At 72.0% G+C, this 13,684-nt stretch carries 10 protein-coding genes; 4 read left to right on the top strand and 6 right to left on the bottom strand.

Annotated features, from left to right (window positions below):
• Positions 1–52 precede the first annotated feature (52 nt).
• The 6 genes from AAGI91_09965 to AAGI91_09990 all read right to left on the bottom strand — a co-directional run bounded on the left by AAGI91_09965 (position 53) and on the right by AAGI91_09990 (position 8,906).
• Positions 53–1,111 carry an efflux RND transporter periplasmic adaptor subunit gene (locus tag AAGI91_09965; GenBank protein MEM1042943.1) on the bottom strand — a complete coding sequence of 353 codons (1,059 nt, stop codon included), beginning with the start codon at positions 1,109–1,111 and terminating at the stop codon, positions 53–55.
• Between the two features lie 46 nt (positions 1,112–1,157).
• Positions 1,158–5,681 (bottom strand): CusA/CzcA family heavy metal efflux RND transporter, encoded by a 4,524-nt coding sequence (locus AAGI91_09970; protein MEM1042944.1) that lies wholly within the window; start codon positions 5,679–5,681, stop codon positions 1,158–1,160.
• Between the two features lie 197 nt (positions 5,682–5,878).
• Positions 5,879–6,244 carry a hypothetical protein gene (locus AAGI91_09975; protein ID MEM1042945.1) on the bottom strand — a complete coding sequence of 122 codons (366 nt, stop codon included), beginning with the start codon at positions 6,242–6,244 and terminating at the stop codon, positions 5,879–5,881.
• A complete protein-coding gene (locus tag AAGI91_09980; protein MEM1042946.1) occupies positions 6,241–6,663 on the bottom strand; it encodes a metalloregulator ArsR/SmtB family transcription factor in 423 nt (140 codons plus the stop codon). The genes AAGI91_09975 and AAGI91_09980 overlap by 4 nt, the downstream gene beginning before the upstream one ends.
• Before the next feature lie 61 nt (positions 6,664–6,724).
• The gene (locus tag AAGI91_09985; GenBank protein MEM1042947.1) at positions 6,725–8,536 is read right to left on the bottom strand and encodes a relaxase/mobilization nuclease domain-containing protein; all 1,812 of its coding nucleotides are present in this window, start codon (positions 8,534–8,536) and stop codon (positions 6,725–6,727) included.
• A gap of 1 nt (position 8,537) precedes the next feature.
• On the bottom strand, positions 8,538–8,906 hold the full coding sequence (locus AAGI91_09990; GenBank protein MEM1042948.1) for a MobC family plasmid mobilization relaxosome protein: 369 nt from the start codon (positions 8,904–8,906) through the stop codon (positions 8,538–8,540).
• A gap of 125 nt (positions 8,907–9,031) precedes the next feature.
• On the opposite strand from AAGI91_09990, the gene AAGI91_09995 reads away from it, so the two are divergent.
• From AAGI91_09995 to AAGI91_10010, 4 genes are all read left to right on the top strand, one after another.
• Positions 9,032–9,391, top strand: a complete 360-nt coding sequence (locus AAGI91_09995) for a hypothetical protein (protein ID MEM1042949.1) — start codon at positions 9,032–9,034, stop codon at positions 9,389–9,391.
• A gap of 1,002 nt (positions 9,392–10,393) precedes the next feature.
• On the top strand, positions 10,394–11,908 hold the full coding sequence (locus AAGI91_10000; GenBank protein ID MEM1042950.1) for a replication initiation protein: 1,515 nt from the start codon (positions 10,394–10,396) through the stop codon (positions 11,906–11,908).
• Positions 11,909–12,106: 198 nt separating this feature from the next.
• Positions 12,107–12,493, top strand: a complete 387-nt coding sequence (locus AAGI91_10005) for a hypothetical protein (GenBank protein ID MEM1042951.1) — start codon at positions 12,107–12,109, stop codon at positions 12,491–12,493.
• Positions 12,490–13,599: a site-specific integrase gene (locus tag AAGI91_10010; GenBank protein MEM1042952.1), complete on the top strand. Its 1,110-nt coding sequence runs from the start codon at positions 12,490–12,492 to the stop codon at positions 13,597–13,599. The genes AAGI91_10005 and AAGI91_10010 overlap by 4 nt, the downstream gene beginning before the upstream one ends.
• Positions 13,600–13,684: the final 85 nt, after the last annotated feature.

Below are 13,684 nucleotides of genomic sequence, written 5' to 3' on the forward strand. Positions count from 1 at the left end.
TGACCTCGACGCGGTCGCCGGTCGCTTGTCCTAGCGTGACCGCGCGACGGGCCTAGGTGCGGGGCTCACCGTCCACGGGCACGTAGACGAACGCCTGGGCGCCGTCGCGCTCGACGGCCTCCGTCGGGACGGTGATCGCCGTACGCCCGGCCTCAGCGCCTTCGCCCGCCTCGACGTCGAACACGACAGTCACGAAGGTTTCGGGCCGGAGCTCGGCCGTCGCGTTCGTGACGCGGAGCCGGACCGTGGCTGTGCGCGTTTCGCCCGCCACCTCGGCCCCGACGAACTGGACCACGCCCCGGTAGCGGCGGCCGCCGGGCGCCTCGACCACGGCCACGTCGCCCTGCCCGATGGCGACCGCGGCGGCCGGGTCGATGCTGGCGTCGGCGTAGACCTGGCCGGGTGCGATGACCTCGTAGAGCGGGGCGCTGGCCTGGACGAAGGCGCCGAGCTCGGCCTGGCGCTCGGAGACGACGCCCGAGATGGGCGTCGCGACCGTCACGCGGCCCGTGACGCCGCCCGGCCCCGACGGGATCGCGCCGCCGTGGGCGCGGACCTCGCCCGCGAGCGCGGCGGCCTGCGCCTGCGTGGCGCTCGCGTCGGCGACGGCCTGCTCCAGGAGCGTGCCCGAGATGAGGTCCTCGGCGGCGAGCTGGCGCGAGCGGTCGAGCTGCTGCCGGGCCTGCGTCACGCGCGCCTGGGCCTGGAGGTACTCGCCCTGCAAGCGGGCCACCTCGGGGCTCTCGATGGCGGCGACGGCGGCGCCGCGGCGGACGGCCTGGCCTTCGGCTGCGAGGAGCTGCACGACGCGTCCGTCTACGAGCGCGCCGACCTGGGCACGGCCCGTCTCGGTCGGCACGATCCGCGCGGGCACGCGGAGTTCGGCAGCCAGAGGCGACGCCTGGACGACGGCGGTCTCGATCTCGACCGCCGCAGCCTGCGCCTCGGTCAGCGTGATCTCGTCGCCGTGGTCGTCGGCCTCGCCAGAGGCTTCGTCGTCGGAGTGAGCGCCGGGTGCCTCACCGGCGTGGTCGTCGATGGCCTCGGTGTCGGAGCCGCAGCCCGCGAGGGGGACGGCGAGGAGGAGAGCGAGCAGAAAGAGTCGGTTCATCGGAGTCGGGGTCAGAGGTCTGGTCCGCCAGAGGCCTCGGGAGGATCTAGAAAGAGGGGTCGAGGAGCGCGTCGATCTCGGTCCGCAGACGGGCGGCGTCGAGGCGGACGTCGAGCGCGTCGGCGCGCGTCTGGAGCAGCGCCGTCTGCGCTTGCAGCACTTCGAGGTAGGTGGCCGCGCCCTCGCGGCGGAGCCGGATGGAGATGGCGTAGGCGCGCTCGGCCTGGGGCACCAGGCGCTCCTCGTAGAGCCGGACCTGCTCGGCGTCGGCGCGGAGCCTGGCGACGCGGGTGCGGAGATCGACCGCCAGCCCGACCAGGAGCCGGTCGCGCTCGAAACTGGCCACCTCGACGGCCGCGGCGGCGGCCCGGTCGGGCGCGTCGTTCGCGCGTCGCGCCAGAGGCACGGACACGCCGACACGGCCCCCGAGGAAGCCGACGGCGCCGCCCTCGGTCTGGAGCGAGGCCTCGGCCCCGAACGACGGCAGCCGCTCGGTGCGGACCGCTCGGGCCTCCGCTTGGGCAACGCCGATGGCCGCCTCGGCCGCGGCGATCCGGGGGTTGGCCCGGGCCAAGAGCGAGTCCAGCGCACCGGTCGCAGCCAGCCGGTCGAGGTCCGGGAGGCCGGCGTCGAGCGGCCCGTCGGGAAGCGTGTCTGCGAGCTCGACCGGGTCGCGGGCGGCGAGGAGCGTCCGGAGGACGGACCGCGCGGACTGCGCCTGCCCGGCGGCCTGAGCGCGGGTGCGCTCGGCCTGGGCGAGCGCCACCTCAGCCTGGAGCGGCTCCAGCGCGCCGGTCGCCTCCAGCTCGAACCGGCGGTTCGAGGCGTAGGCGAACCCTTGGGCGACGGCGACCGACGAGTCTGCGAGTGCCAGGCGGGCGTCCGCAAAGACGACCTCGACGTAGGCGAGGGCCGCTCGCAGCCGGACGCCTCGGCGGAGCGCGTCGCGCTCGACCTCGGACTGGCGAAGAAGCGCGTCGGCTGCGCCGCGCTGGGCCTGGTAGTAGGCCGGGAGCCGGAACGACTGCGCCGCGCCCACGCTCGTCTCGGTCCCGCCGAACCCGCCGTCGATGGTCGGGACGCGGTCGACGCCCAGGAAGAACTCCGTCGCCGGCAGGATGCCCGCGCTCTCGCGGCGGGCGGCCTCGCGAGCGATGGCGGCCGTGCCAATCGAGAGCTCGGGCGCGACGGCCTCGGCTTGGTCGAGCGCACCGGCCAGCGTCAACCCTCCGGTGGGGAGCCGGGGCACGTCCTGGGCCTGCGCGGTCCCAGCCCCGAGGAGGAGCACGATGGCGAGGGCGGGTCCAAGCCCTGGGCGGCGCCCGGGTGTCGGATCCCCCAGCGCGTCGCCGTCGCCGTGCGGGTCGGCGCGGCGAACGGCCGGAGCCGTCGGCGCCCAGTCCGACGCGATCTCGGCGTCGAGCTGGCGGTCGAGGTCAGCGTCGGCTTCGTCACCCTGCGGGAGCGGGTCGGGCGCCTGGCCCGAGCCGACCCAGGCGTAGACGGTCGGGAGGACGAAGAGCGTCAGGACCGTGCTCGTGAGCAGGCCGCCGATCACGACGGCCGCGAGGGGCCGCTGGACCTCGGACCCGGCGCCACTACCCAAGAGCATCGGCATGAACCCGATGCCCGCCAGCGTGGCCGTCGTCACGACGGCGCGGAGCCGCTCGTCGGCCCCCGCCAGCACGGCCTCGCGGAGCGGAAGCCCGTGCCCCTCGAACTTGCGGATGGCGCCGACCATGACCAGCCCGTTGAGGACCGCGATGCCGAAGAGGGCGATGAAGCCCACGCCCGCCGAGATCGAGAACGGGAGCCCGAGCGCGTAGAGCATCGCGACCCCGCCGACGATCGACATCGGCACGCACAGGTAGATGATCGCCGCGAGGCGCATCGACCCGAACGTCTGGAACAGGAGCACGAAGATCAGGACGAGCGCCAGCGGGACGACGAGCGCGAGCCGGGCCGTGGCCGCCTCCAGGTTCTCGAACTGGCCGCCGTAGTCGACCCGGTAGCCGGGCGGGAGCGCGACCTCGGACCGGATGCGGGTCTGGACGTCCTCGACGAACGACGCCAGGTCGCGGCCCGTCACGTTGGACTGAACCGAGACGAAGCGGCTGCCCTCCTCGCGCGAGACGGACACCGGCCCGGAATCGACCGTGACGGACGCCAGCGCCGAGAGCGGCACGCGCGCGCCGGTCGGCGTGACGACCGGTAGCGCCTCGACGGCGGCCGGGCTACTCCGCGTGCCCTCGGCGAACCGGACGACGAGGTCGAAGCGGCGCTCGCCCTCGTAGACCTCGCCCGCGACCGACCCGCCGACGGCCGTCTGGACGATCTGGTTGAGGGCGGCGACCGTGAGCCCGTAGCGGGCGAGCGCCGCGCGGTCGGGCCGGATGACGAGCTGGGGGGAGCCGGTCGTCTGGTCCATCGACACCGACGAGGCGCCGGGCGTCTCCTGGACGATCCGCTGCACCTGCTCCGCGAGCGGCGTGAGCTCGTCGTAGCTCTCGCCGAAGAGCTTGACCACGACATCGCCCCGCGCCCCGGCGATGAGCTCATTCGTGCGCATCTCGATGGGCTGGTAGAACTGGACGCCCGCCGGCACGTCCTCGACGGCCTCCTGCATGGCGGCCACCAGCTCGGGCTTGGTCCGGCGGTCGCCGTCGACCTCGGGCCACTCGTCCTTGGGTTTGAGGATGACGTAGGAGTCCGTGATCTCGACGCCCATCGGGTCGGTCGAGATCTCGGCGCGGCCCGTGTTGCCGACGACGGTCTCGACCTCGTCGAAGGCCATCAGCCGCTGCTCGACGTCGCCCGCGATCTCGACGGACTCGGTCAGCGACACGCTCGGGAGCCGGATGATCTGGACGGCGATGTCGCCCTCGTCCAGGCGCGGGACGAACTCGGCGCCCAGCCCGCCGAAGCCCATGACGGCGACGGCGAAGAGCACGGCGGCGCCCCCGACCACGACGGCGCGCATCCCGATCGCGCGGTCGAGGAGCGGCCGGTAGATCTTGTGGAGCCAGGTGATGATGGGCGAGTGCTTGACCGGCTTCTCCGGGTCGAACACCAGCGAGCACATGACGGGCACGTAGGTGATCGAGAGCAGGACGGCGCCCAGGAGCGCGAAGCTCACCGTCATCGCCATCGGCGCGAACAGCTTGCCCTCAATGCCGCGCAGGAAGAGGATCGGCAGGTAGACGACGAGGATGATGACCTCGCCGAACTGGGCCACCTTGCGGACTTCCAGCGTCCCCTCGTAGACCAGGTCGCGGAAGGCCTCCTTCGACAGCCTGGCGCCGCCGTCCTTCTGCATCACCCCGATTCGCCTCAGGACGTTCTCGACGATGATGAGCGAGCCGTCGACGACGAGCCCGAAGTCGATGGCCCCGAGGCTCATGAGGTTCGCGCTCTGGCCGGTCAGCCACATCCCGATAAAGGCGAACATCATCGCGAGCGGGATCACGCTCGCGAGCACCAGCCCGGCGCGGAGGTTGACGAGCAGGATGAGGAGCACGACGATGACGAGGAGGGCGCCCTCGGCGAGGTGCTTGCCGACCGTCGCGATGGTGCGGTCCACGAGCGCCGTGCGGTCGTAGTAGGGCACGATCTCGACGCCCTCGGGGAGCGCCCGCTGGATCTCCTCGATCCGGTCCTTGACGGCAGACACCACGACGCGGGCATTCGCGCCTTTGAGCTGCAACGCGAACCCGGTCACGACCTCGCCCTCGCCGTCCTGGGTCGCCGCGCCGAAGCGGACGGCGGGGCCGAGCGTGATCTCGGCCACGTCGCCGAGCGTGACCGGCGTGCCGCCGCGCGTGGCGACGACCGACTGGCGGAGGTCGTCCATCGACTGCACGAGGCCGTCGGTACGGACCGCCAGTTGCTCGGGGCCGGTCTCGATGGTGGCCGCGCCCGCGTTCCCGGACGCCTCGGCGGTCGCGTCGAACACCTCGCGGAGCGTGAGCCCGTAGCCCGCGAGCCGGTCGGGGTCGACGAGCACCTGGTACTGCTTGAGGTAGCCGCCGATGGAGTTGACCTCGGCGAGGCCCGGCACGCCCAGGAGCTGGCGGCGGACGATCCAGTCCTGGATCGTGCGGAGCTCCATCGGCGAGTACCGGCCCGTCGTGTCGCGGAGCGTGTAGCGGAACACCTCGCCCAGGCCCGTCGAGACCGGCCCGAGCTCGGGCGTCTCGGCGCCGGGCGGGAGCTCGTCCTCGATGCCCCTCAGCTGCTCCAGGATGAGCTGGCGGGCGAAGTAGGTATCGACGTCGTCCTCGAAGACGACGGTGATGACGGAGATGCCCTGGCGCGAGAGCGAGCGGAGCTCGACGAGGTCGGGGAGCGACTTCAAGGCCAGCTCGACGGGGACGCTCACGAACCGCTCGACTTCGAGCGAGCTGAGGGCCGGGGCCTGCGTGAGGACCTGGACTTGGTTGTTGGTGACGTCGGGGACGGCGTCGACCGGGAGCCTGGTGGCGGCGTAGAGGCCGGCGGCGACGAGGCCGACGGTGGCGAACAAGACGAGCACTCGCTGGCGGAGCGAGAACGCGACGATGCGATCGAACATGGGGGGACCGAGAACCGGGGAGGACGGGGTCCCGCCAGCCGCACGGCGACGCACGGGCGTGCGTCCGCCAGTGGCGGGCGGGGTGGGTTCGGGCCACGTCTCCAACAGACGTGGCGGTCCACACGGGCTGGCGCTCTACGCGACCGAGGCAGACGACCTCAGTACGCGGACAGACCTATCCCTTCGTGTGGACGGTCCTAGGCGAGGGGGACGTGGTCCAGCCCCAACGGCTCGACCTCGGGCGGCGCGGCGACGAAGGCCGCGAACTCGGCGGGCTCGGACGCCGGACGGACGCCGGCGTCCGGGACGATCCCGGTCGGCGTGAACACGACGTGGCACAGGCAGTCGGCGAACGTGCCCTCCTCGTGCTCGCCTTCGTCGTGGCTGTCGCCGGGCGCGGGCACGTCGTGGCCGCCCTGCGCGACGCGGGCGTCGGTGTGCGTCTCGCCGGTCTCGGCCGCGAGCGCCTCGTCGGCGCACGCGACGAGGTCCGTCGTCTGGACGACGACGAGGACCGCGAGAAGCGCGGCGAGCGAGGGCAGGAGGCGGCGGAGCTTGGTCATGCGTCGAGAGCCAACGCAGTATCGGCCGGTTCCGGTTCCTGCTCAACGGCTCCTTCGGCGACGTGCTCGGCGGCCACGCTCAGGAGCGCGGCCACGTGGTCGTCGTCGAGCCGGTGGTAGACCATCTTCCCATCGCGCTCGCTCGCGACGAGCCGGAGCGCGCGGAGGCCGCGGAGCTGGTGGCTCACGGCCGACTCGGTGACGCCGAGCGTGGCGGCGAGGTCGCACGTGCAGAGCGGGCCGGTCTGGAGGGCTGCGAGGAGCCGGAGCCGGGTCGGGTCGCCGAGCGCGGCAAAGAGCGCGCGGGCGCCGTCGAGCACGTCGGCGCGCTCAGACAGATGGTCGGCCGCAGCCTCCACCGCGTCGGGGTGGACACGGCGGACGGCGCAGGCGTCGGAATCGATTGACGTTTGAGTCACAGCTCAAACATACGGACGACTCGGAGGACGATTCGGAGCCAACACACGATTCGCGCTGGGTTCACTCTCGTCCCACCGATTTGGCCGCCGTCTTGGCCGCAGCCTGGGCGACGGACACCCCCACGGATCCGACGCGGGCCTGGAGCGCTCGGCCCACGGCGCCGTCCGACCGGACGGCCTGGAGCCGCACGCCGGGTGCCCGCGTTCCCTTCTCCCTCAGCGCCCGGTCCAACCGCTCGAGCCGTGCCCGGATCGCATCGGGGCCAAACCCGTGAGCGTTAGACAACGGAGCAGACGAGCGGAGGCTCGAGAGCTCGGAGGCCACCGTGCGGTGCGTTTCCCCGGCTCGCTTCACGTCCGTCTCCGCCGTCCGCACGACCTCGCGGGCCTCCACGAACGCGCGCCCATGGCGCGCCGCCAGCGGAGCGGCCGTGCGGGCAGGCTCCGTCGTCGTCCCCCTGACCAGGCTGTACTTCGACCGCGCCGGAGTCGCCCTGAGCACCCCGTACCGCTCGGGGTCGACGGCCATCCGCTTGCTCGCCCGGTCGAGTCCGACCGCCTCGGCGTCTTTCAGGTACGCCTGCGCAGCCGCGCCGGGCTCCGCGTACGTCTCCGCCATTGCGGACCCGAACGCGCGCTTTACGTCTGATGCTCGCGCCTGGGCCTCAGCGAGTCCCTTCTGCGCGCGCGTGACGGCCGCTGCGGCCGCGCCCTCGATCCGGGCGACCGCCTGGAGCGCCTTCTCGCGCTCGGCCACCAAACGAGCCGTCTGGGCGTGGTCGAGGACGGCCCGTTCCATCCGGTCGACGCGGCCTCCTCGGCGCACGTCTCGAGCTCGCGCGCGGGCCTCGTAGGTCCGGCCAGCGTGTGACGAAGGGGTCTCCCGAGCACGTGGGCTCTCGCCAGAAGCTTTCCGTCCACCTCGACCGGCGGCGCGGAGCGCCGCCCTGCTCCCCGTTTGCAGGACGGATCGGGCGAAGACCTCGTCGGCGTCGCGCTCTCCGTCCGCGGCCACGGCGTGCCCCAAGGACCGACCCACAAGGCGGGCACGGAAGACGGAGCGACGCGCGGCGCCAGAGGCCCGTCGGCGTGAGGCGTGACCCTTGGCGGGCTTCTCAGGCGAGCGCCTCTGCCCCTTTGGAGCTCCTGCTTCCCGTCCCCGCTGATGAGCCCCGAGGCTCCCCAGGCGCTTCTCCAAACGGGGGCGGCTGACCGTCCGGCTCACCGACGACAGCTTGGCCTCCCGTTTCCCGTCGGTGACCACGGCCCCTCGGCCCCGTCGCTCGATGCGGATCCCCTTCGCCTGAAGCCGGGCGTCGAGGTCGGCCCAGGTCGGCGCCTCTTTGAGATCCCCGAGTGCCCGGTCGCGGACCTCGCGCGCAAAGCCCCGGTCGGTCTCGCGGGCGACGCCAGCGGCGCGGGCGTTCCGGCCGGTCCACCGGACGCCGAGCTCTCGTTCCTGGCTTTCGACCGACGCCCGGAGCCGCCGCCGGTCCTGCGACGTCGACCACGCGCGGCCGTCCGGCCCGACGCGGTTGACCATCACGTGGACGTGCGCGTGGTCCCGGTCGACGTGCCGAACGACGAGGGCCTGGTGGTCCTGGAGCCCAACGTCCCGGAGCGTCCGGTCGACGGCGCCGCGGACCTCCGCCTCGGTCGGGTTGTCGGACGGGTCGAAGGCGATCGTGACGTGGTAGACCGGCTTCTCGCACCGCGCCGAGAGCCCGGCCTGCTCGCGCATCTCGGCGACCGTCCCGGGCACGTCGTCCGCGAACACGTTCCGGGTCTCGACCCACCCCACGCGCTCCTCGCCGCCGCCGAGGTAGTCGGCGAGGCCGGCGAAGCTGGACCCCGTGCTGGCGCTCGCGACCATCTCAGCCGAGCCCTGTGAGCACTTGGCGGAGCTGTGCGAGCGCCTCCTCGAGCGGGCCGCTGGCGGCGGTCGCCCCCGACGTGTTCGCGACCCGCGCGAGCTGGTTGAGGTTGACCCCGATCCGGCGGAGGAGCACGCGGGTCTCGCGGTCGGCCCGCGCCGTGACGGGCTGGCCGAGAGACCGTCGGCGGACGTACTCGGAGACGGTGAGGCCGGCCTCGCGGGCGGAGCCCTGGAGGCCGGCTTTCTCGGCCGCGCTCACACGCACCTCGACCTTGGTGCCTCGTCGGCTTCCTCGGGGTCGGCCGCCCTTCTTCCGTGGTGTCGGGCTGGCGCTCTGGGCGCCGCCCGAGGTGGAGTCGGTCGTCATCTCGGCCGCCTCGTCGTGCCCCTTGAGCCTGCCGCCAGCGGCAGTGCGAATGCGGCCCGAGCGGGCCGTCGCAGGCGGCGCGCCTGCTGGGCCGTCAGGGGTTTTCGTCCGGACGAAAACATAACTTGCCACCGCTGTTCATCTGCCTTCTGGCGAGCCAGAGGCGCGCCGAGAAACGGGGCCGGGTCGAGCGCTCGCCCGGAGGCGTCGCGGACCTCGAAGTGGAGGTGGGGACCGGTCGAGGTGCCGTCGCGGCCGGGCACGCCGCCGCTGGCTCCGACGGGCTGGCCACGTCGGACTTGGGTGCCGTGGCGGAACCTCTGGTCCGCCTCGGTGAGGTGGGCGTAGAGCGTCCGGATGGGCGCGCGCCCAGGGGCCGGTCGGTGCTCGATCTCGACGACGAGCCCGTATCCGGATCGGCGACCGACGGAGCGGACGACGCCAGAGGCCACGGCCCGAACGGTAGTGCCGAGCGGGACTGCTAGGTCGGCGCCGTCGTGGTGGCGAGACCGTCCTGAGACGGGATGCCGCCGCCAACCAAAGGGGGAGCTGACCGGGCCACTGGCGGGGCGCGCGAACGGAAGCACCAGCTGGCGAAGAGCTCGCTTTCGAGACGTGTCGCGTCGTGGCGGTGGAGGCGTAGCGTCCGTCGCCTGCTCGGTCGAGTCATCGGCGCTGTGACTGAACGCAAGGAGGCGGCCGAGCACGACCGCGGGGCGAGCTGGTGACTGGGTGACAGCCTGAGGCGCGGAGTCCGCGAACGGGATCGCCAGCGCGACCGCGAGCACGCAGACTTGAGTCGCTAGGCGGAGCCGGCGCGGGGTCAGGCGGAAAGGGAGAGGCATGGCAGCGTGGCACGTCGCCTTGCCCAGCGCGCTGCGCATTCGTGGTGGCTCACGTGTCCGGACAAAAACTGCTCGCGGACTGAGCCTCAGCCGCTCTCGGCCGCGCTTCCCTCGTGACGTCCGGCCACCCGGGTCTCCCTTTTCATCCCCTCAAATCCACGACGCGACGCCCTCGTCGTCGTTTAATAGAGTTTAGAAGATGTTTAATACGTTTAGGGATCGCCATCCTGCTGCGGGACAACGAGATCCGGCGACAAAGGTACCGGTTTACAGGGCCAAAGGTACCGCTCTCCGGGGCGAAGGGTACCGGTTTACGGGGCCAAAGGCACCACTCTACGGGGCGAAGGGTACCGGTTTACGGGGCGTTCCCGAGCAGGAGCCCACCGAGCTGCAGAATCAGGACGCACGGGGCCACGGGAGCCGATTTCGAGACCGAGTCAGCCTCTCCGACGCCGAAGGGTACCGGTTTACAGGGCACAGAGGTACCAGTTTACGGGGCGACGTGCGAAAGGCACCGGTTTACAGGGCGCGAACCGACCCAAACGGTACCGGAGGGGGCGATCGGTCGCGGAAGGGTACCGGTTTACAGGGCGCTCGGCGCCAGCGGCCTGTCGCCTTCGAAACGCGCTCGGGGTGGCCTCCATGCGCGTGATACATTCCGGTGTCCATCCCTCCGCCCACCTTCAGGGCGGCCCCGCACGGCAGGCTCGCGCTGACGTCGGCCTGCTCTCCGAGCGGCCGTCGGGCGCCCGGCCCCCGCGCGAGCGCCGCCTCCAGACGATCATCGAGAGCCGCGTCACCGGAGCCGAGCTGAAGAAGCACGTGGGAGCCATCCACGTGAAGGCGCCGCTGTCGCTGCTCCAGCGGAAGCTCTCGAACGTGCTGCTGCTGAACGCCTACGAGGAGCTCCCCGACCCCAACGTCAAGGAGCACGAGATCCCCGTCCGCGTGCTCGCCGAGGTGGCCGGCTACGACTCGAAGGACTTCGCCTACCTCCGCGACGCCCTCCGGGCGCTCGTCGACTGCCGGGTGGAGTGGAACGTGCTCGGGGAGAACGGCGAGGAGGACGAGTGGGCGGCGGCGTCCCTCTTGGCGCAGGCCAAGACGAAGGGGGGCGTGTGCCGCTACGTCTACGCCCCCGACCTCCGCGAGAAGCTGTACCGGCCCGAGGTGTACGCCCGGATCAACCTGGCCATCCAGGCCCGGTTCGGGTCGGGCTACGCGCTGGCGCTCTACGAGAACTGCGCCCGGTTCCGGAAGGTCGGCACGACGGGCTGGATCGCGCTCGAGACGTGGCGCGACCTGCTGGGGGTGGGGGAGGACCAGTACCCGGCGTTCAAGGCGCTCCGCCAGAAGGTGCTCTCGCCCGCCATCAAGGAGGTCAACGAGTTCTCGGACGTCCGTGTCGAGATGGAGACGCGGCGCGAGAAGCGGCGGATCGTCGCGCTCAAGTTCGTGGTCACCGAGGCCCCGCCGCACGAGCCGGGAGTGGCCGCGAAGGGGCTCGGGCTCCGGGAGGCGCTGGGGGCGGAGGGCGTGCCCGACGCCCGCTCGGCCGCGCCGGAGCCGGCCGAGGTCATCCAGGACCACCCGCTCGCCGACCTCCAGCGCCGGTTGCTCGGGTTCGGGCTCACCGAGGCCCAGGCGCTCGACCTGTCGACCGAGTTCCCCGAGGGCCGTGTGGCTGCCAATCTGGACCACGTCGAGGCCGAGGTCGCGCGCGGCCTGGAGCCCGGTGGTCGCGAGGTCAAGAACGTGGCCGCGTTCACGGTCGCCGCCGTCCGGGGCGACTACGCGAAGGGCTCGGCGACGCCCGACGTGGTCCGGAAGGCGTCGGAAAAGAAGCAGGAGGCGGCGTCGGCTGCGAAGGCGAAGCAGGAGCGGACGGCGGCCCAGAAGGAGGCAGCGGCCCAGGCCAAGCGCTCGGCCGAGGAGCGCCGCCAGCGGGCGCTCGCCGACGCGTGGGGCGCGCTCTCGGACGACGAGCAGGCCGGGTTCACCGAACGGGCCGTCGCTCGGCTCAAGGGCGAGGCCCCGCAGGTCCACTGCTGGTACGAGGAGGAGCGCGACGCGGGCAAGGCGCTCGGCGAGATGCGCCCGGCCGTCCGCTCGACGCTCCGGTCGTTCCAGTACGAAGAGATGGGCCGTCTCTTATAGGCTATCCGTTATTGCACGTTGAGGCCACTCGATCTGGACGGCGGTCAAATCGAGTGACGACTAGGTCAGCGCGCCTCGCTCCAAATGACTTCCGATAAGGACAATTTATCGGAAGCCGACGCCCCGCCAGAGGCTATACTCCGTCGGTGCTCGGCACTTCAGGTTGGAGATGCTGAGCATGCAATAACAGCTACACTAATGCGCGCTCACCTCTTCTTCATCAAGCCCAGCCTCACCGACGGCCGCCTCGGTCGCGAGCACGATGAGCCGTTCGAGGACCGCGACGGCTGGTACGACCACGCGGCGACGCTGGAGCTCGATCCACGCGAGACGACCGACGACACCCTGGAGGCCGTCTACTACCAGACCCAGCATGGGCGCGACGACTGGACCGGGAACGCCGAGGTCCGGTGGGTCTCCGGTCCAGGCCTTCGGTCGTCCTCTGTCGGGGACGTGATCGTCTTGGAAGGACCGGGCGGACGAGCCGTCTACGAGATTGCTCTGGCAGACTTCCGTCGGATCGACGTGCCAGCGGACCAGATCCCTCCGGCGCAGACCGTGCCACCGCCGCCCGAGATCCAATGAGCGATCTCGTCCCCACCCAGTCCGGTCTCCCTGCCGCACTCGCGGCCGACGCGGAGTCCGCCCGCCGGTTCGCCGAGGCGGCGCGGAGCGACGCCACGCTCCGCGCTTACCGAAGCGACTGGGCTGACTTCGCTCTGTGGTGCGGCGACCGCCAGCTCGTGGCCATGCCGGCGAGGCTAGAGACCGTCGCATTATATATAGCGTCCCGCGCGGAGGCCGGACCCGAGGACGACGACGGGCGGCCGACGGCCCCACTGAAGGTGGCCACGCTCGAACGGCGGATGGCGGCGATCTCCCAGGCCCACAAGCTGGCCGGCGTCGAAAGCCCGGCGCTCCGCTCGCGCGAGCCGCTTCACTCCGTCTGGGCGGGCGTGACGCGTACGCTCGGGACGGCGCGAGAGAAAGTGGCGCCCGCGCTCGCGGCCGACGTGGTGGCCATGGCCGCGGCGTGCGATGAGACCATGCGGTGGGCGGAAGATGCCCGCCTCGGGGACGTGGCCGAGGCGGTTGCAGACGACGCACCGCCAGGTACGGCGCTCCGGGCACGGCGAGACAAGGCGCTCCTGCTCCTCGGCTTCGCCGCCGCGCTCCGCCGGAGCGAGCTGGCGGCCGTCCGGACGGAGCACCTGTCGTTCACACCGGACGGACTCCGGCTCCTGATCCCCAAATCGAAGAGCGACCAGGAGGGCGCGGGCCAGGTCGTCGGCGTGGCCTACGGGAGCCGGTCCGAGACGTGCCCCGTGCGCGCGGTGCGGTCGTACCTCGCCGCTGCCAGCCGGGCGCTTGCGGACCAGGGCCGACCGTCTCCCCTCTCAGGACCCGTCTTCCGGTCAGTCGACCGCTGGGGACGCCTTGGACGATCGTCGATCACCGGACGGACGGTCGCGAACGTGGTCAAGGCCTACGCCGAGGCTGCCGGTCTCGACCCGACGCTCTACGCGGGGCACTCCCTGAGAGCGGGGTTTGCGACCACGGCAGCGCGGGCGGGGAAGCCCGACCGGGCCATCCAGAAACAGACCCGACACAAGAGCACGGCCATGCTCGCCGAGTACGTCCGCGAGGGCCGGCTCTTCGACGACAACGCCTCCGATGGCATCGGGCTGTAGCAACTGTCAGGACGATCTGAGTCGAGTCGAACATCGAGCAACACAACTGATGTAACGAGGCCTTATCATGTCGGACCCCCGCCCC

The organism is Bacteroidota bacterium (genome assembly GCA_038746285.1).
Classification (GTDB): domain Bacteria; phylum Bacteroidota; class Rhodothermia; order Rhodothermales; family JANQRZ01; genus JANQRZ01.

Coding starts and splice junctions, on each gene's coding strand:
- AAGI91_09965 (MEM1042943.1), bottom strand. CDS start 1,111: ATGAACCGACTCTTTCTGCTCGCTCTCCTCCTCGCCGTCCCCCTCGCG.
- AAGI91_09970 (MEM1042944.1), bottom strand. CDS start 5,681: ATGTTCGATCGCATCGTCGCGTTCTCGCTCCGCCAGCGAGTGCTCGTC.
- AAGI91_09975 (MEM1042945.1), bottom strand. CDS start 6,244: ATGACCAAGCTCCGCCGCCTCCTGCCCTCGCTCGCCGCGCTTCTCGCG.
- AAGI91_09985 (MEM1042947.1), bottom strand. CDS start 8,536: ATGGTCGCGAGCGCCAGCACGGGGTCCAGCTTCGCCGGCCTCGCCGAC.
- AAGI91_09990 (MEM1042948.1), bottom strand. CDS start 8,906: ATGACGACCGACTCCACCTCGGGCGGCGCCCAGAGCGCCAGCCCGACA.
- AAGI91_10000 (MEM1042950.1), top strand. CDS start 10,394: ATGCGCGTGATACATTCCGGTGTCCATCCCTCCGCCCACCTTCAGGGC.
- AAGI91_10005 (MEM1042951.1), top strand. CDS start 12,107: ATGCGCGCTCACCTCTTCTTCATCAAGCCCAGCCTCACCGACGGCCGC.
- AAGI91_10010 (MEM1042952.1), top strand. CDS start 12,490: ATGAGCGATCTCGTCCCCACCCAGTCCGGTCTCCCTGCCGCACTCGCG.